Raw genomic sequence first — 25,594 nt, forward strand, 5'->3', positions numbered from 1 at the left:
CTGCTACCTGCTACCTGCTACCTGCTACCTGCTACCTGCTACCTGCTACCTGCTACCTATCTAATTCATCCCTCCAGAACTATGTAACTTTCTTGCTTTTCTACCTTGGAACTGTCCACCAAAGGCATAAGAGAAAGATAACCTATATACAGGGCGTTCCTGTAAATAGTAAGTTTGTTCTTGGAAATCACGACCGTAAACATCTTTTGTGAAACCGCTATTAATAATATCATCAATTTTGAATGAGATATTACCTTTACGTTTTAAAATCGCCTTTTTTACTGCAAGGTTAAGTGCGTAAGTTGGCTGGGTGATATTTTGTGCATCGTATTGCTGACCCGCATATCTACCCATGATTTGAAGGGTAAAATTCTTTGGTAAAGTAAATCGCGTATTCAGTTTAGCGGTCCAGTTGATAGGGTTAGCATCTTGAGGAACAGTAAACTCTTCGTTTTCGTCTTGAATATCTAGGTAGAAGAGGTTTAAGTTGGCATCAATGTTCCACCATTTAGCAATTTGATAATTGGCAGAAATCGAAGCACCACCTGTCATAGACGAACCTAAGTTGGCCCAAGTGTAAACGGTGACATCCTCAACTGAATCGTATCTGGAAACGTTTCTAATGATATCTGTACTATGTCTTAAATAAACACTCGTGTTTAATCCTAATTTATTCTTGTTGTAACTATGATCGAAGCTGATGGAGTTGGTATAAGAAGGTTGTAAGTTAGGGTTACCTACTGATACAGTCGATGAGTTCGAACGTTGCTCGATAGGAAGCATGTTAAATATACTAGGACGGTTAATTCTTCTCGAATAACTAACTCCAACAGTATTAAATTCGCCCATTTTCTTCTGAACATGAAGGGTAGGGAACAAACTCGCATAGTTGATACTATAAGTGGTATCTTGACCACTTTCTGTTTTCACTGTACCATCAATAGTAGCCACTTCTCCTCTTAAACCGGCTTTGATGGAATAGCTTCCTAAAGCGATGCTATATGATCCATACACTGAGTTAATGTATTGATCATAATCATAGCTATAGTTATTAATCACTCCACCCAAATTATTTGATATCTGAGCTGATGCATCCAATAATTCCCCTTTATAACCTGTTTCTAAAGATGATTTATCATTAATCTTATGAGAGTAATCGACTTTTAAAGAAGCATAATTCCAATTCGCATCTGTTCCAACAGATGAGTTTCTTGATGAATCTTGTTCAAGTGTAGATGAAGTGGAGAAATCGGATGTACCTCCATTATAGAAAGCATCGCTCTCTAAAACACCTTTCTTAAATTCTTTTCTATGGTTTAAGCTGAAGGATTGACCACTCGCTCTATTGTTTTGGTTACCGTATTCTTTCTGAGAGAAGATAATCTGATCTCCTTGGATATTGTTGTTCGTAAAGAAGTTTTCTTCTCCGCCTTTCCAATCCCAAAGTTCAGCATAGAACGTGATGGTGTTGGTAGAATCCAAGAAGTAATCGGCACCTAATTTTGTGTTGTAGTAACGACCATTTCTGATATTATCACCTTTCTGATCAAAAGAAGGAATAGAAGAATCAGAATAGATACGTCTTAAGTCTTTTTGATTTTCGAATCTATTCTCTCCATATGAACCTTGTCCAAAGAAGTTGAACTTTTTGATTCTATAGTTCAATCCTAAATACCCATTGTATTTCTCGCCAGTACCTGCACCAATGTTAGCACTACCGTTAAGACCTTTCATTTTATCTTTTTTGGTAATCACATTGATAATACCCGATAAGCCATCAGGGTCATATTTAGCCGATGGATTGGTGATGACTTCAATCTTTTCGATAGAACCAGCAGGCAAAGTTTGGAAAATCTGTGCAGGATCAATCTGTGAGGGTTTACCATCAATAAGTACTCTAACGTTACTTTCTCCTCTTAGAGAGATGGCTCCATCAGAACCCACACTAATTTCTGGAATAGTTTGCAATACTTCAGAAACTGAATTTCCTTCAGCAATCATGGCATCACTAACGTTAACGACTTTCTTATCGATTGAACGTTCGATACTTGTTTTCTCTGCTCTAACTTCGACTTCTTCGAGTTGTTCTACATTTTCGCCGATTTTTATTTGTCCAACATCCACAGAAGGAGCATTTACTTTTAGCTCTTTTTGTAATGTGTTGTAACCAACGAATTGTACGATTAGGGTGTAAGTACCATAAGGCACATTTTTGATTCTAAACTGACCGGCATCATCAGTTAAACCACCTCCAATGGAAATATTATCCTTGTTATTTAATGATACAGTAGCATATCCAACAGGGCTACCATCGTTTTGGTCAATAATCTGACCTTTGACATTTCCTTTTTTTTCAAGATTGTCGTTTGCAAAAAGGAAAGTGGAGATGAATAGTAATACAATTAAATTGACACTAAATGTTACAGTTTTCATTATTAGATGAAAGTTGAAAGTTATATGATAGTATGAAGTTCAAATTTAGGTTTTTTAACTGATAATTATCATTAAAGGTAGATCCAGAGTGTTAATGTTTAGGTCTATTAATAAAAAAAGCCCAAAATGATTAAACATTCTGGGCTCTTTGATGATAAAAGGATGATTTACATCGTCTTTGAATCCACTTTATGATCCAATGACGGAGTAACATCCATATTGTACCAAGCAAATCCGAAGATATCTGCATATTCTTCGATAATCATGCTTGTAGGTTTACCTGCACCGTGACCAGCATTTGTAGCAATACGGATAAGAACAGGGTTTTTACCTGAATCCTTAGCTTGTAGCTCAGCTGCAAATTTAAATGAGTGAGCTGGAACCACACGGTCATCATGATCGGCTGTAGTAATTAATGTAGAAGGATAATTAACTCCTTGTTTTACATTGTGGTAAGGAGAGTAACCCTTTAAATATTCGAACATTTCTTTCGAGTCTTCTGCCGTACCGTAATCATACGCCCAACCAGCTCCGGCTGTAAACTTATTGTATCGTAACATATCAAGAACACCAACAGCAGGGAAGGCTACTGCAGCTAAATCAGGACGTTGCGTCATTGTCGCACCTACTAACAAACCACCGTTAGAACCACCTCTTAGAGCAAGTTTTTCAGTAGAAGTATACCCTTTTTTTTTAAGGTATTCTGCTGCTGCAATGAAATCATCAAATACATTTTGCTTGTTCATTTTTGTACCAGCAAGGTGCCACTTCTCGCCATATTCACCACCACCTCTAAGGTTTGGAACAGCGTAAACACCACCATTTTCTAACCATACTACATTGGCCACAGAGAAACGAGGTTGTAAGCTGACGCTAAATCCACCATAACCGTAAAGGATCGTAGGGTTTTGTCCGTCTTTCTTTAATCCTTTTTTATATGTAATGATCATTGGCACTTTTGTACCGTCTTTTGATTTATAGAATACTTGTTCTGAAGTATAATCGTTCGGATTGAATTTTACATTCGGACGAATATATTCTTTCGATTCTCCCGTTTCGATGTTGTATTCAAAAGTTGTAGAAGGCATAGTGTATGAAGTGAATGTGTAGAATAAAGTTTTATCCTCATCTTCACCATAGAAACCTGATGCAGTACCCACACCCGGTAATTTTACCTCTTTTTCTTTCTTCCCTTCTAAATCGTATTGATATACTTTTGAGATAGCATCCTTCATATACTTGGCAAAGATTTTCTTTCCAGAAGTACTTACCGATAACACATTTTCAGTTTCTGGAATTAAATCTGTCCAATGAGCTCTTTGTGCAGCATTTACTTTAGCAACTACCACTTTTCCATTAGGCGCATTGTAGTTGGTTTCGATCCAGAATTGTTTGTTATCAGAATAAATGATGCTGTGGTTGTTATCGAAGTTGTCTACCAATGTAATAATTGGTGCATTCTTTTTCGATAAATCTTGAATGTATAATTCATTACCTGTTGTGTTTACAGCTGCTGTAATGACTAAGTATTTCTCATCATCAGTAACATAGGCACCCACATACCTTCTTGGTGTTTCTTTACCTCCAAAGACCAATTTGTCATCATTTTGTGATGTGCCCAATTGGTGGTACATCAATTTATGATGTTGCGTCATGCCAGATAACTGTGAACCCTCTTTAGGTTGGTCGTATTTACTGTAATAGAATCCTTTATTCTTATTCCAAGCGATGTTTGTAAACTTCGCATTTCTCACCGGAGCCTCAACAATTTCTTTTGTCTCTGTATCTAGAACATAGATATCTCTCCAATCGGATCCACCTGTAGAAGTAGCATAAGCGGCTAACTTTCCGTCATGTGTAAATTTGATGGTGGATAGGGAAGTCGTACCATCCTCAGAGAATGTATTTGGATCTAAGAATACCTCTTCAACATCAGAATTAGGTTTCTTTCTATACAATACATATTGATTTTGAAGTCCATCATTCTTATAGAAATATAACCAATCTCCATGTTTACGAGGGGCTGTGATTTTTTCGTAGTTCCATAGTTCAGTTAAACGATCTTGGATTCCTTTCTTAAAAGGAATTTTAGCTAGGAAAGCCTGAGTTACCTCATTTTCAGCAGCTACCCAATCAGCCGTTTCAGAAGATTTATCGTCTTCTAACCAACGATAAGGATCTTGTACTTTAGTACCAAAATATTCGTCTTCTACGATTTCTTTTTTAGTATCAGGATACTTATGTGGCATTTGTTTATTACATGCAGTAAAGGCTGCGACACTAGATAAGAGAAGAGCCGAAACGATGTTCTTATTCATGTTTAAAAAATTATATGGTTATTTTGGCATAATTTAAAATTGATTTAACAGCTATTCAAAAATCATCTCTTAAAAAAACTATAATTTCGCATTTCCAATTAAAAAATGAGTTCCTAGAGAAGTATTATTTAATGACATGATAATTATTATAGTCTTCGGAAAGGAATTTGATAACGATTTATTCAGCTTTATACAATATCCTCAACATTGAATAAAGTGGTCACAAAACAACAAACTACTAAATGAAACAAATACTCATTTTAACGGCTTTTATTGTCTCAATTTTTTCTTTTACTAATGAAGTGAAAGCACAAGATAATGGAGGAAACATTGAATTATCCGGAAGTATTGGTCCCGCTTTTGGAGCTGATAAAGTGAAGTTTTACGGCAACTTCGAACTTAATTATTTTATGGCTTCCAATATGACTTTAATGGGAGGGTACGAATACCTCAACAATGGAGGTAATATGATATTGGGTTCTAGAGTTTATGTGGTGCCTAATCTTCATTTCTCTATGAAAGGGGTACTTATTAATACCACCGATTTTGCACTTGGTGGAGGATACTCAAGATACATTGATAACAATCTTTCTTTGCAGATTAATGGGGACTATTACTTCGCAAGAAACTTATTTGCCTTAAGTTTTGGTCTAGGTATCAGAATATAGTAATCGAATAAATTGAGCATAAAGAAGACAATCAACATGAATTCAAGTATTTGAAGGAGTATTGGTTGTCTTTTTCATTATCATTGTTCATATTATAACTATCAATCACCCATATACTATTTCTAAAATCTCTCATAATGATCAATGAGGTAACCGACCCAAAGTTCGAAGTTAAAAAGTTTCATCAAATAACTCAGGGAGCCTATTTAGTTGGACTATTAGGACATATATCTGCTATCTTTCTATTTTGGTACATTGGTATAACAGAACTCGTCTTTTTCAATATTCTCTTTAGCTGTCCAGCATTTGCATCAGCACTCTATTTAAATAATAATAAGCACGAGAATTATGCTTTCTTCTTAGCTTGTGTGGAGCTATTGTTTCATCAAGTATTGTGTACTTATTTTTTAGGATGGGGATTTGGTGCTCATTTTTGGTTAATCTATTTAGCAGGCCTTAGTTTTTTTAATCCAAATTGGAATAGAAAAGTGCAATTCGGATTATTAATATTAATCTGCATGGTCTATGTAACCATATCCATTGTTTTTAAACACGGTATCTATACGTTAGACACAGATATGCTGCATTTTTCTTATATCTCAAATGCAGTCTTTACCATAATAATTACTTCACTTTTAATTAATTTCTATGCTCAATCGACAAAAAGATTGGAACATAATTTACGTCAGGAGCAAAAAGTAACGAAAAGGTTATTAGAAAAAATTAGGGGCTTATTTGGTCAACAGATCTCTCAGAAAATCGCTCAACATATGATTAGCAGTGAAGAAGAAATAAAAACCACCAATTTTGATGCCTCCATTATGTTCTTGGATATTCGAGATTTTACTGTTTTTGCAGATTCACGAGCTCCCTCAGAGGTTGCTAAATTTCAGAATATTGTTTTTGGTGAATTAATAGAGATTATTCGAAAAAATAATGGGGTAGTGCTTCAATTATTAGGTGATGGTTTGATGGCAGTTTTCGGAGCACCTATCAAATATGATGGGCATGAAAAGGATGCAGTAAAGTCAGGTTTTGAAATACTTCAATGTATCAATCAATTAGTGGAAGAAGAGAAAATACCCGAAATAAAGATAGGTATTGGCCTTCATAGTGGAAATATTGTAGCGGGAAACATAGGTAACGACGAAAGAAAAGCCTATTCACTTACAGGAAAGAACGTGATCATTGCTGCTAGAATAGAATCTTTAAATAAAACATACAACAATCAGTTTTTGATATCAGAAAACATCTTTGATCGCATGGAAAAAAGTGAGGTTGACATTGAAGAAATTGGGGATGTAAAATTGAAAGGTATGGAAACGCCTACTAAGATTTTTAAATTGGCTTAGTTACCATCTCGCTCTATACCCTCTCGTATCAAAATGAATAAGTTTGGGATGATTGGCATATTGACCAATACCACCTGTGCTGCCGATAAACTTATTTTCGAGTAAGTCATAAATAATTTTCCTGTCCTTTTGATCGGCTATTCCATCAGAATTGATATCACCAACATGTATATCAAGTGCATTTCCTTTTTGATGTTGGCTACAAGAAGCACCACCTACTATTTGATTATAAGCAGGGTTTCTAAAAGCTGAAGTGATATACACCTCATTTGTATTGTAATTATTTAGTTGAAGCTCATCCATAAGTTTTTGATAAGCTTGAAGTACATGAAAGTCGATTAATAAATACTGTGTCTTATCAAGATTGGGAATACGAATACGTTTTCTAATAAGTCGATCAGGAGTAAGAAGTTGATAAGCCTTTACTTTTCCAATAATGTTCTTATATCGGTCAAACCAACTAATTTTAAAGAAAAACTCTTTATCATAGTAAATACTTTTACACGTTTTACTACTTAATTTTTCTTCAATCTCAAGTGGTAATTGTCCTCTTGAAACCCACTCAAATTGATTAATATCTACTTTGTTTTTTGCTTTTTGTCCGGTGATGATATCATATCCTCTGGCTAAAATGGGATCTAATACCCACAAGAATTTATATCCTATGACAAAAGAAAAAAGTAGTGTAATAAGAATAAGTTGTTTTCGATATTTCATTCAATGAAAATTGTTTGTTAGTGTTTTCTAAGCACCAAAAGTAATTAAAACCCAAGAAACACTTTCCCAATATGATCAATCACATCAGAAGTGGTTACCGATTCTATACTCATATTCTGTGCAGCATAATCACCAGCTTTGCCATGAATGTAGACACCGAGAATAGCCGCTTCCATCGAATTGTATTTTTGTCCGAGTAAACCAGTAATTAATCCCAACAAAGCATCACCACTTCCACCTTTGGCTAATCCTGGATTGCCAGTAGAGTTAAAGTGAATTTCACCATTTGGTAAACAGACCGCAGTATTTGCCCCTTTAAGAATGATAATCACCTTTCGATCCTGAGCCATTTTTGAAGCAGCTTCTAAACGGTCAAATGAATTGATGAAATGTATATCAGCTAGTCTTTCGAATTCCCCAACATGAGGAGTTAAAATGGAGTTTTCGGGAATCATTTCCCACCAATCGCTATTTTCTGATAACAGATTAAGAGCATCAGCATCTAAAACAATCGGTTTTTCAGCATCTTCTATAATCGATCGAATCGCTTTTTTTGTTTGCTCATGTTTTCCTATTCCTGGTCCAATACCAATGGCAGTGTAAGGCTTTAATAGAGTAGAGGCGACAATATGATTTCTAGATGGATCGGCAATACACATGGCTTCAGGGCAGGTAGCTTGAAGGATTTCGTAACCACAAGATGGTACTATTACAGAGGTTTTGCCAGCACCAGATCGTAAAGCAGATCTAGTGGCCAATTGTACGGCACCAATCATGCCTTTACTTCCGCCCACTAATAACACATGACCAAACTTGCCTTTGTGATCAAATCGCTTTCTAGGTTTATATATTTTTTCTGCTGTTTGAGAAGTAGTGAAATAGAAGTTCGAATCTACAGTTTTTGCATATTCTTTATCCAATCCAATTTTTAGTATATGTAATTCACCTACATTCTTTTCGTTTTCAGGGAACAACATAGAAAGTTTAGGAACTTCCAATGTCAGTGTGATATCCGCTTCTACGATGCTATTAAAATGGGTAGAATAATGATCGGTATACAGTCCAGAAGCAATATCTACTGAAATGACTGGATTATTGGATTTATTGATTTTGGTGATCACATCCAAAGTAATTCCTTTTGGAGGACGAGAGATGCCTGATCCGAAAATGCAATCTACAATCACAGTTTCTTTGTTTAACTCAGGAATATCAGCAGATTCTTTGATGTGGACACAATCAATTTTCTTAGGTAAGCGTTCTAAGTTTTCAGTAAAGTCGGGAGAAGGGTTTTCTCCAAAGTGGACAATGAAAACTTTAACATCAAATTGTTCATTGGAGAGGAGTCTTGCCATCACTAGGCCATCACCTCCGTTATTTCCAATACCACAAAATATACTCACATCTTCATAACCGCCACAGTTTTCAAGGTACCAATCAGTTAATTTGCCAGCGGCACGTTCCATTAAATCAATACTTTTGATGGGTTCGTTTTTAATAGTGAATTTGTCCCAATCTCTTATCTGTTGTGCAGTATATAGTTTCATGTATAGTTCTTGATGTTTTGCTTGATATAATTTAATAAGAAAAGTTTAAATATCAGTCAAACCTTTCCTAATTTTTACCTATTGATTCTATTTTGTCTTACATCAAGAAATCATAGTATTATAATTTTGAAAAAAACAGAATTCTAAACAAAAGTGAATAAATTGTATTTGATCTTAATTGGGAAGTTTATGATCTTATTTGGTATGAATAAACTCTTAACTTTACGTTTATACGGATATAAACTATAATCGCATAAGAAAATGAAAAAGATTTTACTAATTACCCTTTTATTTGTTTCACAATTTGTTCTAGCTCAAGATAAAATTGCTGTTTTTGATATGGATGGAACGTTAATTTCTGAATCACCAAACTATGCATTGGCCGATTTTGCCAAGAAATATAGTACTAGTCAGATTGAAACTATGGATGATTTAGTCAATGGTTTAACAGAACTAAGTAACAATCCAAAATATCCAAAATATCTAAAATCGTTTTTTAAGAAACACGATATCAGAGTGTATCCCTATATGATGAATGTTGTGGATAGTCTTAAAAAAGAGGGTTACACATTAGTGTTATGTACAGGTTCTGAAGTGAGATTTGCCGAAGAGGTAAACAAACGCTATTTAAATAATTCTTTTGATGTAGTGATTGGTTCTGAGTTTAGAACAGAGAAACTAAAAGCAAAGAATATCAACATCAACGACAAAGAAGGGAAAGTTGATAATTTGAAGGCAAGAGGAATCAAGCCAACAGTTGCTTATGGTAATTCTCATGGCGATTTCCCAATGATGAAATACGTGGGTAATGCTTATTTAGTAATTCATGATGATGAAGCCAATAAAGAATATGATAAGCCAGAACAATATACAAAAGAGTGTAAAGAGTTAGGGTTTAAAACAATCAAAATTAGTGATTGGAACTTGGAAACGTTGGATGCTTGGAAGAAATAATCCACTCGTTTAGATCAAATAATATAGACAAGAAGGGGTACAACGGAGATTTTTCGTGTACCCCTTTTTGTTTTTTGTGCTATACTATTTTGTACTCTCCTCTAATTCTGTATTCCTTCAAATAACCATCATCATTGTAATCGATGTGAATTTTAACTCTCAATTAAACTTTTTTGAAATGAACGATTACAACATGAAGAGATTACTATTATTGATGCTGTGGATGGGCATCACACAGTGGAGTTTCGCTCAAGCACCTTTAACAGAAGCACAGTACAACGAACTATTTCCTTATCGATTTGGAACAGAAGAAAAGCCAGGTGGAGGATATCAGTTTAATCCGGAAAACGATTTTTACACCTACCAAAGCTTGCTTGAAGCCATGGACCGAATGTCGAAAATCTCCGTGATTATGGAAAGACGTTCGGGAACAAACCTTTATAAAGTCACACGAATTGATAAAACTACAGGTGAGCAAAAAGTGATTCGTACAGATGCTGGTTTTGATGATTCTTGGAATGCTCAAAAAGCAATTATCACAAAGGAGGTCGACTATGGTTTATTTCTAAAAGAAGGTGATGTTGAAACAAGAACACGAGAATTATCGGCATTCTTGGCTAACCTTTCTCAAGAAACTACTGGAGGTTGGGCTACAGCACCAGGAGGTAAATATGCTTGGGGTTTGTATTTCAGAGAAGAAGTAAGTTATGCCGGAACAGATTTGATTGGTTATGTGGAAGCCAATCACCCTGATTATCCTGCTGTGGCAGGGAAATCGTATCATGGTAGAGGTCCGATTCAACTTAGTTGGAATTACAATTATGGACAGGTGAGTCAGTTTCTCTATGGCGATAAAAATGTTTTGTTGGCCAACCCCGAAAGAGTGATAGAAGACGGAGCATTGGCATTTCAAACAGCCATTTGGTTTTGGATGACACCTCAATACCCTAAACCTTCGGCACATGACGTAATGGTAGGCAATTGGATTCCGACATCTTATGATGCACAAAATGGACGATCGCCAGGTTTTGGGGTAACGGTAAACATTATCAATGGCGGTTTGGAATGTGGAAGTGGAACAGAAAAAGACAAAGTGTTATCAAGAATTGGTCATTATGAAAGACACTCTGGTATATTAGGTGTTTCTACTGATCTCGATGGAGGATCAAGTTGTAATGCTTGTGGATGTGCCAATCAAAAAGCATTCGGAGGAATAGAGCCTGAACCTATACCTCAAGAGCCAAGAATCTCATTTTTATCACCTACTTTTTCAGAAATCAGACAAGATAATTTTAAAGAAATTTCAGTTTCTGTCAATGCAATAGATAAAGATGATGCAGCCATAAATAATGTAGAATTTTCTTTGGATGGAGTAGTCGTTTCTAATCAGGGTACGTCGTTTACGTTCACACCAAATCAGTATAAAGTGTATACAATTAAGGTGACTGCCACCGATGCTTTAGGAGTTTCGAGTGATGCCACAAAAACGATAGAAGTGATTGACCCTAAAGTGAATTGTGGTGATGCTTGGGAAGCAAAAGTGTATACAGGAGGCATTCAAGTGGTGTATAATAATTTGATCTATCAATCGGCATGGGAGACCAAAGATTCGGATATCCCTGGAGCCTCTGATGTTTGGAAATTTCAAAGTGCATGCCCTGGTGCAACTTTAGATTGTACAGGTTTTGAGGAGTACGATGCATCTAAAACCTATCAAACCAACGGATTGAAGGTGACCTATCAGGGTAATCTTTATATTTTTAATAAGTGGTGGGCCTCGGGCATTACTCCCGGAACAGATGAAACTACTTGGTCGTTTATGGGAGCATGTTCAGGTGGAGGAAGTGGACCTTCAAACATTCCACCAACAGTGAGTATTGTTAGTCCTTCTCAAAATCAGGTGATTGAACAGGAGGTATTAACTCCGATTAATGTATCTATTAATTCTAATGATGTCGATGGTTCTATTGCATCGATCATTTCAAGTATAGGATCAAGCAATTTCAGTGGAAGTAACTTTGATTTTACACCTCCAAGTTTTGGAGTTTATACTCTTCAAGTAACAGCTACAGATAATGAGGGAGCAACCAAAACAGTCTCTCAAACTTTCGAAATAAAGGAAAAGTTGAACAGTGGTGGTACAGGAAGTTGTGATGGGATAAATGAATATGCTCCATACCCAACAATTTATCAGATGGGAGACCAAGTAGCTTATGAGGGAGCGATTTACGAAAGCTTGGTTAATAATCTATACAATGTGGTTCCAGGAACAGCAGATCACTGGTGGAAACCGATAGGGAATTGTACATCAAATACTCGACAAATAGCGGATCTAGATCTTGAAGAATTTTTGATGAACATCTATCCAAATCCAACTTCGAATACGTTGAATTTGGACTTACCAAAACTCCATCATCAAATTCAGTTAATTATCTATGATCAGAATGGAAAAGTGATGTTAGAAAAGGAATTAATTGAAGGAGGAAATCAAGTACAACTAGAGAATTTTCAGACAGGTGTTTATCATATCAAATTATATGATGGTGATAAGGTGTTAGAGCATAGAAAAGTGATTAAGAAGTAAAAAAATAAACCTCCATGAGTAAACACTGATGGAGGTTTATTTTATGCTAAGATAATTCGATTACAGACCAGCAATTACTGCTTTCTGTTGCTCAAATTCTTTCATCATTTCCTCAACAACTTCTGCAGCACTTGGCACATCGTTGATCTGAGAAGAAATCTGACCAATTTCAATTTCGCCTTCGGCTAGATCACCTTCAAAAATACCACGTTTCGAACGACGTTTTCCTAAGATTTCAGCCAATTCATCTTTAGAGGCACCTCTAGCTTCTGCCTCAGCTACTCTTTGGTAGAATTCATTTTTCACCAAACGAACAGCCGTCAAATCTTTTAATGTTAGAATTGTTTCTCCTTCACCTACTTCAACGACCTTGTTTTTGAAGTTTTCGTGAGCCGAAGATTCTTTCGTAATCGCAAAACGAGAACCTACTTGCACACCTTCCGCACCTAAAGCGAAAGCCGCCAACATTCCTTTGCCTGTACCGATACCACCTGCCGCAATTACAGGTATTTCTAATTGCTCAGCAATAGGAGGAATCAAACACATGGTGGTCGTCTCTTCTTTACCATTATGTCCACCTGCTTCGAATCCTTCAGCTACCACTGCATCTACTCCAGCATCTTGAGATTTTAAAGCAAACTTTAAAGAAGAAATCACTTGAACCACTTTAATACCATGCGATTTTAAGAATCCCGTATATTTCTTAGGGCTACCTGCTGATGTGAAAACGATAGGTACTTTCTCATCGACAATAATCTCCATTAAACGATCTACTTCAGGGTAGAAGAGAGGAATATTTACACCATAAGGTTTGTCAGTTGCCTGCTTACATTTTTGAACATGCTCCAAAAATGTTTCAGGATGCATCGATCCTGCACCAATTAAACCTAAACCTCCGGCATTACTAACTGTAGATGCAAGCTTCCATCCGCTACACCAAACCATACCTCCTGAGATAATAGGATATTGAATATCAAAAAGTTGACAAATTCTGTTGTTTTCCATACTTATGTTATTTGTGTTATAACGCGAAAATTAAACATTTTTCCCACATCTTTTTGAGGATGAAAGTCAGCTTATCAAATATATAAAAATTGAATAGTGGTGATTAATATTTTCTTTGAAGTATGACTATTCTGATTTTGACGTATAAATATCACTCATATAGAAGGATGATTTTATCTTTTATTTATTCCAGAATTATTGAATTTGAAATATCCCATGTTAGGAGCATTCATTCCTAGAGAGCATTTGGTGTTATCATCGAATTTACATTGTTAAAGAGATTTTTTACTGCCTAATATCAATATATTCTATTGTTGTTTAGCGATTATTGAGTTTTTGAATGAAGTATTTTCACTACTTCAAAAAGAAATAGTATATCTATATAGGAGGTATAAATTAGAGAATAGTAATAAACGTAAAACAAACACTAATATGAAATAAAAAAGTAGTTTTCAATGTAATCAAGTAGTAGTGTATTCTTGGGTAGATCTATCCGTTAGAAATAAATTGGCTATCAGAAAAACCGAAAAACGGTCGGAATTATTTCATTATACGGAAAAACAAATGAATGAATTATCTACTATGAAAAAGGGTAATTTCTTTAGTGAGCTTTACCAGCGGCTGACTATAGATGGCTCTAAGAAAACGTTTCAATTAATGTTCTCAGCATTGTTCTTTATGTTCTTTAATACAAGTATGAGTTATGCTCAAGAATACGGTATTGAAGTGGATAACGGAACAGCAACGATTTATTTTAACGATCAAGCAGGCTGGACAGGTGGATGGAATTACATCTGTTTGGGTAGTAACTGTACAAGCGGTGCCAAAGTGGGTAACCGTTGGGAAAGACAAGTATCGGGTATTACAGTGGGGAATACTTATGATATTCAAATTAAGATTGCGACATCCACAGGACAGTATATATCTGATCTTCATTCTGTAGTTGCAGTAGCTAAAGGAGATACTCCTCCATCAGCACCTACTTGTAATGATGGTATACAAAATGGAGATGAAACAGGTATTGATTGTGGGGGATCATGTACTCCATGTCAGACTCCTCCAACTTGCGACGATGGTATTCAAAACGGTGATGAAACAGGAGTTGACTGTGGAGGATCTTCTTGTCAACCTTGTCAGACAACACCTCCGCCAACTCACTCGAATATGGTGGAAGCAGAAGGAGCGATCATTGTAGGTAGTGCTTCTATTTATGAAGATGGGGCGGCATCAAATGGAAATGGAGTAGCTTATATTTCTGCACAAGGAGCCGGGTTTACAATCAACAGTGCTCCGGCATCATCTACTGTAGAATTAGTATATGCTTCTGAACTAAGTGGAGAGATTTCAATTTTTGTAAATGGCATAGACCAAGGCAACATGCAGTTTTCATCGACGGGTGCATGGGTAGGTAACTATCAAACGGTATCAAAAGCATTGGATATCCAGGAAGGAGATAGCTTTTCAGTTATTTTCCAGACAGGAGATGCGGCATTAAACATTGATAAAGTAAACTTCCTTGGTGAACCTGCTCCACCTCAACCTTGTACAGGATTAAATGATCCAAATGCAGTATTTACGGGTGTTACCACAATAAATGAAACTTCAGATGGAGCTTTAGATGGATCGGTTACCTTTATTTTTAATAATGTAGCAAACGATTACGATTCTGTCATTTTCAATATTGATAATACAGACTATAAAGTCGCTATTTCTGAAGGTAGTTTAACGATAAATAATAAATCTGCAGGTAGTTATGTAGCAAGTATGCGTTGGTCTAATGGCGATTGTGAAACTAGTTTAGGTACAGTAACGGTGGGTTCTTGTGAAAACGGCATTAAAGACGGGAACGAAGCAGATGTTGATTGTGGAGGCGTGTGTCCAACATGTCCAGAGCCACCTCAACCTACTCCAGAAGATTTAGTGATTTCGGTAGCAACATCCCCAACTCACGGTCAATGTTTAACGGCTAAGTATGGAAACCAACCTGCTTTAGCAATTTATACTTGGGATAATGATACCAATGAATTTGGAAGCTGTACTGGTGGTTGTGAAGACAGTTGGCCATATGTTGTTACCGATGCTAAAGTAAACCTTATTTTACCTTCTTCATTACCCAATGGGGTCACAGGAGAGTTTGGTTTAAGTGGAACTTGTGATGGTCGATTACAATTAACTTTTGATGGCCAACCTTTATATTATTACGCAGGCGATAACGAAGGAGATACGAATGGAGAGTCAGCAGGTAATGTTTGGTGGTTAGTAAAAGAAGTGGTGACAAACACTTGTAGTGATGGTATCCAAAATGGAGATGAAACAGGTATTGACTGCGGTGGATCTTGTACCCCTTGTCAGTCTGGCGGAACTGGAGAAGGCACTTGTGGTGACTTTGGATTAACAATCGTAGATGGTCAAGGAGTTTTATACTATTCGGAAGATCTAGGAACAGCCTTGTACTTATGTATGAATGGTGGATGTTACCCTCCAGACGCTCAAGAAGATGGATATTATAAACGATATGTTCAAGTGCAAGCAGGAGTGGATTATACCATCAAGGTGCAAGGTTCGAATGAACAAGAGAAAGTGGCTCAAGTAACTCAATGTTATTTTGTACCAACTTGTAACGATGGTATCCAAAATGGTGACGAAACAGGTGTCGATTGTGGAGGGTCAAGTTGTACTGCATGCCCTACTTGTGATGACGGTATTCAAAATGGACAAGAAACTGGAGTCGATTGTGGTGGACCTGATTGTATATCATGTGAAGTAGTATGTAACGGAACTCCAAATCCAAATGCTACAGTAACAAAGCAAGACGAATCATTCGAAAATGAAAACGATGGTATTTTAACTTTGTCATTCGATGATGTAGCTGGACGTGATGTTTTAGAATTCTCATTAGATGGAGGTGTAACCTATCCTTACAGCGAGAACGATGACTTAAAATGGATCACTATCACAGATCTTGCTCCTGGAAATTACCACGTATTCGTCCGTTGGGGTAATGGTGGAGATTGTCCGATTGATTTAGGTAATGTAGCTATTTTAGAAGGAGGACCACTTCCTACTTGTTACGACGGTATTAGAAACCAAGGGGAGACCCGAGTAGACTGTGGTGGTCCATGTGCTCCATGTGAAGAAGATCCTTGTGGAGATATTCCATTGGTATTATATCCAGCACCTGCATTGCCAACTCCAACTGTAGGTTCGCCAGCAAGAGAACACGGTTGGTCATTTGATTTAAGCGAAGATAAAACACAAGTTTCTGTTAGTATTGGACCTGGTGTTGCCGATCAAATGCAAACCAATTCAGGTACCTTCGAGATGAGTTGTTCTTGTAACCAAGTAACTTTCTATACGGCCGAATTGGGAGATAATATGCAGGCCAATGTTCCTCAGGAATGTGTGGACGCTGGCGATTTCTACTATTTCTTCAGATACAAGCGTAATACGGATATGAATACGTATGATCCAGCTGATATTTGGGTCTACTCAGGCTTGTTCACGACAAAAGGTGAGAGAATCGATCCGGATAGTCGACCAGCAATTGTATCAAAAGGAGCGAGTTGGATGAGATTTAGACACCCTCACCCTCAAGATGGTATTACAGAAGCCATCTTCGATGCATCACATAATGGATCATTATTAAGAACATTAGACCGTTACGAAACAGTAGTGTATGACGCTCCTGATAATGTGAGATTCGAGCAATTCTTGTACTCGACGAAAGACAACGAAATCCGACACGAAGATCAAAAAACGCTACCAAATAAGGATAAACTGATTTGGGAAGGTGGTAATAGAATTCCTGTTCGTAGAATGGAATTCCTCGCCAAAGGTGGAGCGTCAACGCCATCTTATGCAGCTTACATTGCACCGGGTGGTCCAACTTATGATCAAGGAGGTGATTTATACCCATGGTCAGACATCACAACTGTAAATTATGGTAACATCATTTCATATGAAATTACAGCAGTAACAGCATTAGTAGATGGCGTACCTTGGAGTATTGGTGCTCAGCATTACAATACCTTCCAAAACTATGTAGTGGGTCAAGGTTTCAATACCTTCGGTGATCCTCGTTTATCAATGGCAGGTAGAGCATCAAGTAACATGATTTTATCAGGTTCTGGTCAGTTTACAAAAGAAGAACAAGACGCCGTATTTACTCAACATTTGATTACTCTTGAGGACGATGATGATGTAGATGATTTCTTGGAAGGTCATCACTTATTCCATGGTGTTAGACATAGAACCCAAGGTGATGGTCAGCAAGATAACAGAGTTCTTGGAGAGATTAATATTGGATCAACTTCTTGTGGATCTTGTCACTTTAGAGACGGTAGAGGTTCTGAATTAGTCAATACACCAAAAGGTCAATTACTGCCACCACCAGTTTATGGTGTAGGTTTATTACAATGGATTGCTGGAGCGGAAGCAGGTTTAACTTGGGATGGATCACAAGCAACGGTGGAATCTCAAACAGTAGCTGCATTGTTAAATGATCATGGAGTGGATGCCACAGATCCAAATCAGATTTCTCAAGAAGATTTTGATCAATTGGTAGCCTACACAAAGTTCTTAACGGTACCAACAAGATCAAAAGGAGTATATGATGATCCTCAAGTAGTTGTAGGTCATGTGAAATTTATTGAGGCAGGGTGTGTAAGCTGTCATACAGAAACGCAAAAGACAAGATCTGATGCTCCTGAAATGTTTAAAGATATTGTGATAAGACCATACACCGATATGAAACTTCATAATATTGGCACAGGTGGCAGTTATAGAACACCACCACTTTGGGGCTTGTATTACAACATGCAGGTACTTGAAAGAAATGGCAAAGCTTTATTGTTTATGCACAATGCCTCAGCCTCTACAGTAGGAGAAGCCATTATGAAACATGGTGGAGAAGCTGCAGGATCTAGAGCTGCTTACGAGGCGTTGACTTTAGAAGAACAAGAGGCTGTTATCAAATTTGTTGAATCACTTTAGTATAGAACAATGAAAAAAATATTTTATATATCTCTAACGATGTTATTTATCTCTTTCACTTCGGTGATGGCACAAGAGGTAGCATCTATCACTGTAAAATGTCCACCTTGTCTACCCGTACAAAGTTGTGACCAATGTTACGAGACCCAAGCGGCAGCGGATGCTGCTTGTGGTTCATCGGCAAGAACATCTAATCTTGATTTAAAAAATGACTTGGAAGAATTGTCTATAAATGCTTTTCCAAACCCAAGTTTTGAAGGGAAATTTACAATTGAAGCTACTTCTCCATTAAATGGATCTGTAAAACTGTATTCTCAGGTAGGTGCTTTGATTCAGGAACTGAAGATTTCAGATACTAATCGATTTAAACTAGGAGAGGATGTGAAATTATCATCAGGTATTTATATCATGACTTATACCGATGTAAATGGCAATGTAATTTCTAAACGTTTAGTTGTGGATTATTAATATTCTTAGATAAATCCATTCTTTGAATAAGCTGAGTGTCGTTTGACGCTCAGCTTTTTTTATTTACTTCAAATACTACTTTGGTATAGGATGTTTCTCATCTTCGTTAGTCCAAACAATATTTGCAATCCACCATCGATCATCTAACTCAAGCATTTGATAACTAGTGATGCCTCTTCCGTTTTCTCCTTCAGAATCTTTTGCCTTAAAGCTTTCAAATACTTGGGCGATGCCCTTATATTGATCAATCACTCTAGAAATTCGTTTCTCGGAGTAACCTTCTTCGTAATAAGGGTCGGTAACTAATTCTAAAAAATCATTTAACGTCACAGTTTCAATTTAAGCAGTATCATTCTCTAACATTCTGATAGAAAAATGAGCCGTTGGGAGAAATAAATTTCTGATAGCGGCTGTATCCATTTTTTCTCCTTTTTCTAATGAGATTTGATCTAATAATTCGTCTAATGTGCCTTCGATGGTTTTGAAGGAATTTATTGATTGACTTTTTCCCGTTAAATTAAAGAGACTAATAGCAATGAGTAGAAAGTGCCTTTTCATAGTATTTTGTTTTGTTATCATGATAATAGACACATTACAAAAGGTTTAGGTGGGAGTACTACTCAGACTCCCTTTTCCATTGATGATAAAACGGATTGATCTGTTTCTCCAAACCAATAGAACTACTTCTTCCATGTCCAGGATGTATGAGCATATGATCAGGTTGCTCATCAATAAGTTTAATGACTGATTTTTTCAAGTCTTGAAGATTTGCAGTTGGACGATCCCATTTGCCGACAGAACCTTCAAATAAAGTATCACCCGTATATAAATCATGACCAATTTTAAAAGTGACACCACCAATAGTATGACCAGGACAATGGATCACAGATATTTCTTCATCACCTAAAGGAATTTTTGTTTCCTCATTAATTTTTATGATTTCCATTTTCGATAAATCGTACCCTTTGTCTTTTTGAAAATAGCCAAAGCCATTTAAATCATCATCCATTAAAACTTTGTATTCTATTTCGTGAATGTAGATAGGTACATCAAAGCAATCCAATGCTTCCATATGGTCGATATGTGCATGAGTAAGTAGGATGCCAACAACTACTAAACCTTCTTTTTTGATATATTCTTGAATACGTTCTTTTTCATAGCCTGGATCGATAATGAAACATTTTCCTTCTCTATCCAATACATAACAATTAGTGATAAACTCTCCGGAAACAACCAGTTTTCTTATAGGATATAATTTCATCTTTTTATTTCAAAGGTAAATTTGTAGAGATAAATATGCCTTGATTCAAATCAATTAATACGTAATTCTATAGCAGTTTTTAAAATGCTTTGTATTAATTCAATTTCAAGATCCTTATTAGGATTCACTCGAAGAATTTTCATCTTTTTTCTACTGCCTGTTTCCAATCGATAATGATCTAATAGAAGTCCATCAACCCATAATAAATAAGGTTCTTCCGTTTTCTTATCTTTCCATAAATAACACAACGGTTTTTTTCTGAAACTAAAGCAAGGCATTCCATATTTTATTGTTTCTTCTATTTCTGGGTGAACATCAATTAATAAAGATCGGAGAGCTAAAAAACAGCTACTATTGGGTTCTGGTTGATTGAGATAAAACGTGTCTTTGTCATTCATGATTATCAAATGAAAAATTATTGATAAACAAATTAATGATAATTATAGACTTTTAGAGAAACGTATAATGAAGTAATTGAATAAATTTCAAAAAAAGTTTTTCCATTTTTCTCTTTGATAAACATGATTTTACACATTTATGTAACTATATGCATTTTGTGTAACTACTTGTATTACATAGTTTTGTATATTTATTTTGTTTCATGTTAGAACACAATCATATTTTTTTTGAAAGCGTTTTAACAGATAGATAATAAATTAATCCATCACTATTTTAAATATATTATGAATAATAACGAAGCATTAAATATCTACCCGAAAACATTTTCTCATATTGGTATTACAGTGCCAGATATTGAAGAAGCAGTAAAGTTTTATACAGAGGTTTTAGGTTTTTATGTAATTATGGAACCTACCTTGGTAACTGAAGAAAATGAAACAGCAATAGGCCAAATGTGTATTGATGTATTTGGAGAAGGGTGGGGTACTTTTAGAATTGCACATCTCTCGAGTGGCGATAAGATTGGTTTTGAGCTTTTTGAATTTAAAGAAAGTAAGGACCTTAAACCTAACTTCGAGCCTTTTAGAACAGGTTTGTTTCATTTTTCTGTTCAAGACCCTGATGTTGAGGGTTTAGTTCAGAAAATTGTTGATGCAGGAGGAAAACAAAGAATGCCTATTAGAGAATACTATCCTGGAGAAAAACCATATAGAATGTGTTATGTAGAAGATCCATTTGGAACTGTCTTCGAAATATATTCTCATTCATATGAATTACATTATTCAGCAGGAGCATATAAATAATGGTTTCTAGCAAATTCTTGTCCCCATTGATCTAATTTTAGAATGATGGGGATAAGTGACTTCCCAGCATCAGTAAGTTCATATTCTACTCTAGGAGGAGTAACAGGATATACTTTTCTTTTAACCAATAAATCCTTTTCTAAAGCTCTTATTGAGTATGTAAACATTCGATTAGAAATATCTGTTATACTTTTTTGTAATTCACCAGAACGTTGAGGACCCTCTTTTAAGTGAAATAATATAAGACTTTTATATTTATCACCGATTAATTGTAGAGTAAAGGCTAGTGAACAATTAAACTCTTTATCTTGATAGATTATTTTTTCTGATGCCATTAGAAATGATCTTTTTTATAAATCTAATTAATATAAATGAATTGAAGTGACCTAACTTCAAAAAAAAGCTCATCACTTCAACTAGAAAGTGATGAGCTTTTTACTTTATCATCAAAGTATTGTTATGAGGCTGAACAACACTTAGTTGCTTTACAACGACAATATTTTCTATTATAGATATGAAGAACAATCAAAATAATAGCAGGTATGTAAATGATTTCTTCAAATAACTCAATCATTCCTAATTTTTCATTGATAATAATGAAAGCTAAAAATGACCAAGTGAACCACATTGTAGGTTTCATCCAAGTACTCGACGTATTTTTTGTGGATTGAAATATGGCTACAAATGCTATAAATAGAAAAATTGGATCAATTATTTTCCACCAAATGGGCAAGTTATGTGCACTGCAACTAGTAGCACAAGAACCTGCTACGAATAATAAAGGGGTAGCGATACAATGTACCAAACATACAAAACTAGCGACTGCACCAAATTGATCTGATTTATCTTTAAATATATCCATAAATGTATTTTGCGACTTTATTGCAAAAATAGGCAAAGATCAAAAAAATACAATACTAAATAGTGATAATAGACTTAATATTTAGGTAATTTTATTAAAGTCCAATCCAAATATTTTATTCTTTGAGTCTCCAAGGTGGATTCAAACGATTCTCGCCTGCAAAAAATAGTATAATCTGATTTCCATCAGGATCTTTTAGACGTGCCTCTCTCCATAACCATGTTTGGTCTACAGGTTCTTGTTCGAATAGTAATCCTTGTTGTTTTAATTGATGTACTTGATCGTCCAAATCATCACATTCAAAATATACAGAAATGCCGTCCCCTTTTGGTAATTGTTCTACCTGATGAAGAGAGAAAGTGGAGTTGCCATCGGGACAAACGAAACGTGCATAATGCGGTAATGCTTTTACAATAAGTTTTAACCCTAGAGTTTGATAAAAAGTGATAGATTTAGTGAGGTCTAATGAGGGTACCGTAATTTGGTTGAGATTCATAGTAGTGTTTGTTTTATTTAGTGGATTCAACCTCTTGAATCAATTTAATATTACGTTTTTCTAATGTAGTTAAAAAGGAATTGACGTTTTTATGTTCAGCTGAATACCATTCTTGAGTTGTAAAATAGCTTTCCATTTTACCTCCTTTTTTGAATATATATCCATATCTCGCAAAGATTTCGTTTCTCATAATTTGTAAGTCAGACTTATCAAATTGCTGAAGGGTTGATTTATCTAGTTCAACATAAGAAGCTGTTGAAAATTTACCTTGGAAGAACTGTTCTAGAGTGTAGGATAAATATCCAAATTCATATTCTTTAGATGTAAATGATTCGTTTTCATCAAACATCTTCAATCCTTTGGTTTTTCCTTTATAAGTGGCGAATTCTCCATTAAACTCTTTGGAATAAAATTTACTGCCTTCAATTTTCACATCATTTAAATGCTCATAATCATGAATCCAAGCTGTTGCATTATCGTTAAAATGTCCTTGTACTTTATATGCAATAATATTACTTGGATTCAATACGATGATGACAAGACTATATTCCCACTCAGAATCACCAAAGTGATAAACGTTACCATAGTCTTTTACAGAGGTAGTTTCCCAAATAGAAATATCTTGATGTTCTATTTCTTCCATTCCCATTGTTTGGCTCAAAAGGATGCTAGAAATAAATAATAAGGGTAGGAGTAATAGTGTTTTCATAATAATTTGTTTGCTAGAAGATCTAATTTATGCAAAAACTAAATAGATTTTTAGTCTATGGAGTTTTTTATGCCATAAAAGAAACCATTTTCACTACAACTTTTCTCAGAGTATTATCTAAATTAATTTTATCTTTTCGTGATATCATCAAATAGTTTTTGTCCCAAAATGATTTACAAGAAGCTTTTAATCAGTTTTTTATATCCTTGAATACAATCAAAAAACTTCTGGTCACACTAAAGTCATATCAAAAAATTAATCTTGTAAGGAAATATTGTTGGGCTAGAAATGAAATCACCCAATTTTTGGAATTATATTGAAATGAGTTAATCATAGAATAATGAAATTACTAAACTTCATCGCTTTAGCTTCTTCGTTAATTTTGTTCTGCTCGAACAATAAAATTGATGATGATAAGACAGCATCGAAAAAGAAAAAACAACCTAATGTCATTCTAATTTATGCAGATGATATGGGTAGAGGGATGTTAAGTTCTTGGGGACAAAAGCATTTTACAACACCTAACATTGATAAGTTGGTAGATGGAGGCATGAAATTTAATCATGCTTATGGGAGTAACTTTTGTGCACCTGCTCGAGCAAGTTTAATTACGGGTATGCACGATTGTCACACACAAAATGAATACTATACATTAACACGTCCGGGTATTTGGTTGAGAGATGCGAAAGACGTAGATATAAATAAAATTCAGGAACAAATTCATGAGTTTGCTCCTCCAAGAGAAAACGAAGTGTATTTGGCTACAGTCGCTAAAAATGCAGGCTATAAAACAGCTCAATTTGGTAAGTTAGAATGGGGATTTGCAACCACTCCTGAAAGAATGGAAAACCACGGATGGGATTATCATTATGGTTTCTATGACCACAGACGTTGCCATGGTTTCTATCCTCCTTTCTTGTTTGAGAATGGAGAGATGATAGAAATTGAAGGAAATACACATGCCGACTGTGCCGTTACTCCTAAAAAAGAATCTCCAGAAAACTTTAAAATTCGTTGGGACTTTACGGGTAAGAAACAATATTCTGAGTACTTGGTATTGGACAAAATGTTGGAGTACATGGATGAGAATAATCCAAACAAAACGGATCAACCTTTCTTCTTATATTACCCTACACAATTGCCTCATGGACCTGTTCAAGTACCAGAAATCGATGAAGAATTGAAGAATGTTGAAGGGCTAACTTCGTTGGAAAAAGAATACGCCACAATGATCAAAATCTTTGATAACACGGTAGGGCAGATTTATGCAAAATGTGAGGAATTAGGGATTTTAGATAATACGATCATCATCTTATCAAGTGACAATGGACATGAGGTACATTATGAAGAAGATGGAAGAACTTTCAGAAGAAAAACGAAAGAAGGAAAAGCTTTTGATAATATCACTACAAAATTCTACAGCGACCAAGCCAACGATGTATTCGACGGTAACGACGGAATGGCTGGTTTGAAACGTGATAACTGGGAAGGTGGTGTAAGAGTACCTTTAATTTGGTACTGGAAAGGCAAGATTAAAGCCGGACAGACTTCTAATCAGTTAGTGAATAATTATGATATCATGAATACTATGGCTGATCTAATTGGAGTAGATCAGGTAGAAGGGAAGGATAGTTTCTCTTATTCTAAAACACTTCTGAAAGGAAAAGGTCAGGAAAAAGAGTATACAGTTTTTGCCTCCAAATTAGGTCCAGCAATCGTGACAAAAGAAGGATGGAAGCTACGTTATCAGCTCAAAGATGATGTTTTCCAATTGTACAATATCAAAGAAGATTACCGTGAGGAAAAGGTATTGAATGATCAACATCCTGAGAAAGTAGCCTCCTTAAAATCAATCCTTCTAAAAGAATGTGATGGTGATTATACTAATGGTGGTTATCCTCAATTCTTTGAACCGGATCCAGTGGTAAGAGCACAGAAAGCAAAAAAAGCGGCAAAGAAAAAGAAAAGTAAATCTTAATTTGAAATCATCAAAAAAGCACTTAATTAACATGATTAAGGGCTTTTTTGA

At 35.6% G+C, this 25,594-nt stretch carries 21 protein-coding genes; 8 read left to right on the top strand and 13 right to left on the bottom strand.

Features of this window, described 5'->3' with window-relative positions:
• Positions 1–60: 60 nt before the first annotated feature.
• Entirely contained in the window at positions 61–2,433 is a 2,373-nt protein-coding gene (locus tag MY04_RS03600; RefSeq protein ID WP_066206452.1) for an outer membrane beta-barrel family protein, read from the bottom strand.
• A 167-nt stretch (positions 2,434–2,600) separates the two neighbouring features.
• The gene (locus MY04_RS03605) at positions 2,601–4,751 is read right to left on the bottom strand and encodes a prolyl oligopeptidase family serine peptidase (RefSeq protein WP_066206456.1); all 2,151 of its coding nucleotides are present in this window, start codon (positions 4,749–4,751) and stop codon (positions 2,601–2,603) included.
• Between the two features lie 242 nt (positions 4,752–4,993).
• Here MY04_RS03605 and MY04_RS03610 point away from each other — a divergent pair, with 242 nt between their 5' ends.
• Positions 4,994–5,419: a hypothetical protein gene (locus MY04_RS03610; protein WP_066206459.1), complete on the top strand. Its 426-nt coding sequence runs from the start codon at positions 4,994–4,996 to the stop codon at positions 5,417–5,419.
• Between the two features lie 137 nt (positions 5,420–5,556).
• Positions 5,557–6,771, top strand: a complete 1,215-nt coding sequence (locus MY04_RS03615; protein ID WP_066206461.1) for an adenylate/guanylate cyclase domain-containing protein — start codon at positions 5,557–5,559, stop codon at positions 6,769–6,771.
• Here the strand turns inward: MY04_RS03615 and MY04_RS03620 are convergent, their stop codons facing one another.
• Both MY04_RS03620 and MY04_RS03625 read right to left on the bottom strand, forming a co-directional pair.
• Entirely contained in the window at positions 6,772–7,488 is a 717-nt protein-coding gene (locus MY04_RS03620; RefSeq protein ID WP_066206464.1) for a D-Ala-D-Ala carboxypeptidase family metallohydrolase, read from the bottom strand. It abuts the gene before it with no gap.
• 44 nt (positions 7,489–7,532) lie between these two features.
• Positions 7,533–9,032: a bifunctional ADP-dependent NAD(P)H-hydrate dehydratase/NAD(P)H-hydrate epimerase gene (locus tag MY04_RS03625; RefSeq protein ID WP_066206467.1), complete on the bottom strand. Its 1,500-nt coding sequence runs from the start codon at positions 9,030–9,032 to the stop codon at positions 7,533–7,535.
• 261 nt (positions 9,033–9,293) lie between these two features.
• Here MY04_RS03625 and MY04_RS03630 point away from each other — a divergent pair, with 261 nt between their 5' ends.
• Together MY04_RS03630 and MY04_RS03635 are read left to right on the top strand one after the other, a co-directional pair.
• A complete protein-coding gene (locus MY04_RS03630) occupies positions 9,294–9,986 on the top strand; it encodes an HAD family hydrolase (RefSeq protein WP_066206469.1) in 693 nt (230 codons plus the stop codon).
• Positions 9,987–10,164: 178 nt separating this feature from the next.
• Positions 10,165–12,570: a glycoside hydrolase family 19 protein gene (locus MY04_RS03635; RefSeq protein ID WP_066206471.1), complete on the top strand. Its 2,406-nt coding sequence runs from the start codon at positions 10,165–10,167 to the stop codon at positions 12,568–12,570.
• 60 nt (positions 12,571–12,630) lie between these two features.
• Here the strand turns inward: MY04_RS03635 and MY04_RS03640 are convergent, their stop codons facing one another.
• Complete coding sequence (locus MY04_RS03640) at positions 12,631–13,575, bottom strand: NAD(P)H-dependent flavin oxidoreductase (RefSeq protein WP_066206473.1); 945 nt, start codon at positions 13,573–13,575, stop codon at positions 12,631–12,633.
• A 564-nt stretch (positions 13,576–14,139) separates the two neighbouring features.
• Between MY04_RS03640 and MY04_RS03645 the strand changes: the two genes are divergently transcribed.
• Both MY04_RS03645 and MY04_RS03650 read left to right on the top strand, forming a co-directional pair.
• Complete coding sequence (locus tag MY04_RS03645) at positions 14,140–18,567, top strand: di-heme oxidoredictase family protein (RefSeq protein WP_158297544.1); 4,428 nt, start codon at positions 14,140–14,142, stop codon at positions 18,565–18,567.
• A gap of 9 nt (positions 18,568–18,576) precedes the next feature.
• Positions 18,577–19,035 (top strand): T9SS type A sorting domain-containing protein, encoded by a 459-nt coding sequence (locus tag MY04_RS03650; protein ID WP_084005753.1) that lies wholly within the window; start codon positions 18,577–18,579, stop codon positions 19,033–19,035.
• A 75-nt stretch (positions 19,036–19,110) separates the two neighbouring features.
• On the opposite strand, the gene MY04_RS28065 is transcribed toward MY04_RS03650, so the two are convergent.
• The 4 genes from MY04_RS28065 to MY04_RS03665 are packed head-to-tail and all read right to left on the bottom strand — an operon-like array spanning position 19,111 to position 20,694.
• On the bottom strand, positions 19,111–19,365 hold the full coding sequence (locus MY04_RS28065) for a hypothetical protein (RefSeq protein ID WP_205960492.1): 255 nt from the start codon (positions 19,363–19,365) through the stop codon (positions 19,111–19,113).
• Positions 19,366–19,374: 9 nt separating this feature from the next.
• Positions 19,375–19,593: a hypothetical protein gene (locus MY04_RS28070; RefSeq protein ID WP_205960493.1), complete on the bottom strand. Its 219-nt coding sequence runs from the start codon at positions 19,591–19,593 to the stop codon at positions 19,375–19,377.
• Between the two features lie 58 nt (positions 19,594–19,651).
• Positions 19,652–20,296, bottom strand: a complete 645-nt coding sequence (locus tag MY04_RS03660; RefSeq protein WP_066206480.1) for an MBL fold metallo-hydrolase — start codon at positions 20,294–20,296, stop codon at positions 19,652–19,654.
• Positions 20,297–20,346: 50 nt separating this feature from the next.
• Entirely contained in the window at positions 20,347–20,694 is a 348-nt protein-coding gene (locus MY04_RS03665) for a DUF1801 domain-containing protein (RefSeq protein WP_066206485.1), read from the bottom strand.
• A gap of 285 nt (positions 20,695–20,979) precedes the next feature.
• Between MY04_RS03665 and MY04_RS03670 the strand changes: the two genes are divergently transcribed.
• Positions 20,980–21,498 carry a lactoylglutathione lyase family protein gene (locus MY04_RS03670; RefSeq protein WP_066206488.1) on the top strand — a complete coding sequence of 173 codons (519 nt, stop codon included), beginning with the start codon at positions 20,980–20,982 and terminating at the stop codon, positions 21,496–21,498.
• Here MY04_RS03670 and MY04_RS03675 read toward each other — a convergent pair.
• The 4 genes from MY04_RS03675 to MY04_RS03690 all read right to left on the bottom strand — a co-directional run bounded on the left by MY04_RS03675 (position 21,474) and on the right by MY04_RS03690 (position 23,565).
• Complete coding sequence (locus MY04_RS03675) at positions 21,474–21,833, bottom strand: winged helix-turn-helix transcriptional regulator (protein ID WP_066206490.1); 360 nt, start codon at positions 21,831–21,833, stop codon at positions 21,474–21,476. The genes MY04_RS03670 and MY04_RS03675 overlap by 25 nt on opposite strands.
• Before the next feature lie 122 nt (positions 21,834–21,955).
• Positions 21,956–22,360, bottom strand: coding sequence for a MerC domain-containing protein (locus MY04_RS03680; protein WP_066206492.1), 405 nt, complete (start codon positions 22,358–22,360; stop codon positions 21,956–21,958).
• Between the two features lie 115 nt (positions 22,361–22,475).
• Positions 22,476–22,856, bottom strand: a complete 381-nt coding sequence (locus MY04_RS03685; RefSeq protein WP_066213013.1) for a VOC family protein — start codon at positions 22,854–22,856, stop codon at positions 22,476–22,478.
• Positions 22,857–22,869: 13 nt separating this feature from the next.
• The gene (locus tag MY04_RS03690; RefSeq protein WP_084005754.1) at positions 22,870–23,565 is read right to left on the bottom strand and encodes a YARHG domain-containing protein; all 696 of its coding nucleotides are present in this window, start codon (positions 23,563–23,565) and stop codon (positions 22,870–22,872) included.
• Between the two features lie 340 nt (positions 23,566–23,905).
• Here MY04_RS03690 and MY04_RS03695 point away from each other — a divergent pair, with 340 nt between their 5' ends.
• Positions 23,906–25,543, top strand: coding sequence for a sulfatase-like hydrolase/transferase (locus MY04_RS03695; RefSeq protein WP_066206496.1), 1,638 nt, complete (start codon positions 23,906–23,908; stop codon positions 25,541–25,543).
• Positions 25,544–25,594: the final 51 nt, after the last annotated feature.

The sequence above is a fragment of the Flammeovirga sp. MY04 genome, assembly GCF_001682195.2.
GTDB lineage: Bacteria > Bacteroidota > Bacteroidia > Cytophagales > Flammeovirgaceae > Flammeovirga > Flammeovirga yaeyamensis.

Bases quoted from the DNA above. Each gene is read 5' to 3' on its own strand.
- MY04_RS03670 (WP_066206488.1), top strand. From the start codon at position 20,980: ATGAATAATAACGAAGCATTAAATATCTACCCGAAAACATTTTCTCAT.
- MY04_RS03635 (WP_066206471.1), top strand. From the start codon at position 10,165: ATGAACGATTACAACATGAAGAGATTACTATTATTGATGCTGTGGATG.
- MY04_RS03600 (WP_066206452.1), bottom strand. From the start codon at position 2,433: ATGAAAACTGTAACATTTAGTGTCAATTTAATTGTATTACTATTCATC.
- MY04_RS03625 (WP_066206467.1), bottom strand. From the start codon at position 9,032: ATGAAACTATATACTGCACAACAGATAAGAGATTGGGACAAATTCACT.
- MY04_RS03685 (WP_066213013.1), bottom strand. From the start codon at position 22,856: ATGAATCTCAACCAAATTACGGTACCCTCATTAGACCTCACTAAATCT.
- MY04_RS03690 (WP_084005754.1), bottom strand. From the start codon at position 23,565: ATGAAAACACTATTACTCCTACCCTTATTATTTATTTCTAGCATCCTT.
- MY04_RS03680 (WP_066206492.1), bottom strand. From the start codon at position 22,360: ATGGATATATTTAAAGATAAATCAGATCAATTTGGTGCAGTCGCTAGT.
- MY04_RS03610 (WP_066206459.1), top strand. From the start codon at position 4,994: ATGAAACAAATACTCATTTTAACGGCTTTTATTGTCTCAATTTTTTCT.
- MY04_RS03605 (WP_066206456.1), bottom strand. From the start codon at position 4,751: ATGAATAAGAACATCGTTTCGGCTCTTCTCTTATCTAGTGTCGCAGCC.
- MY04_RS03640 (WP_066206473.1), bottom strand. From the start codon at position 13,575: ATGGAAAACAACAGAATTTGTCAACTTTTTGATATTCAATATCCTATT.
- MY04_RS28070 (WP_205960493.1), bottom strand. From the start codon at position 19,593: ATGAAAAGGCACTTTCTACTCATTGCTATTAGTCTCTTTAATTTAACG.
- MY04_RS03695 (WP_066206496.1), top strand. From the start codon at position 23,906: ATGAAATTACTAAACTTCATCGCTTTAGCTTCTTCGTTAATTTTGTTC.
- MY04_RS03620 (WP_066206464.1), bottom strand. From the start codon at position 7,488: ATGAAATATCGAAAACAACTTATTCTTATTACACTACTTTTTTCTTTT.
- MY04_RS03630 (WP_066206469.1), top strand. From the start codon at position 9,294: ATGAAAAAGATTTTACTAATTACCCTTTTATTTGTTTCACAATTTGTT.
- MY04_RS03615 (WP_066206461.1), top strand. From the start codon at position 5,557: ATGATCAATGAGGTAACCGACCCAAAGTTCGAAGTTAAAAAGTTTCAT.
- MY04_RS03645 (WP_158297544.1), top strand. From the start codon at position 14,140: ATGAATGAATTATCTACTATGAAAAAGGGTAATTTCTTTAGTGAGCTT.
- MY04_RS03665 (WP_066206485.1), bottom strand. From the start codon at position 20,694: ATGAATGACAAAGACACGTTTTATCTCAATCAACCAGAACCCAATAGT.
- MY04_RS03675 (WP_066206490.1), bottom strand. From the start codon at position 21,833: ATGGCATCAGAAAAAATAATCTATCAAGATAAAGAGTTTAATTGTTCA.
- MY04_RS03650 (WP_084005753.1), top strand. From the start codon at position 18,577: ATGAAAAAAATATTTTATATATCTCTAACGATGTTATTTATCTCTTTC.
- MY04_RS03660 (WP_066206480.1), bottom strand. From the start codon at position 20,296: ATGAAATTATATCCTATAAGAAAACTGGTTGTTTCCGGAGAGTTTATC.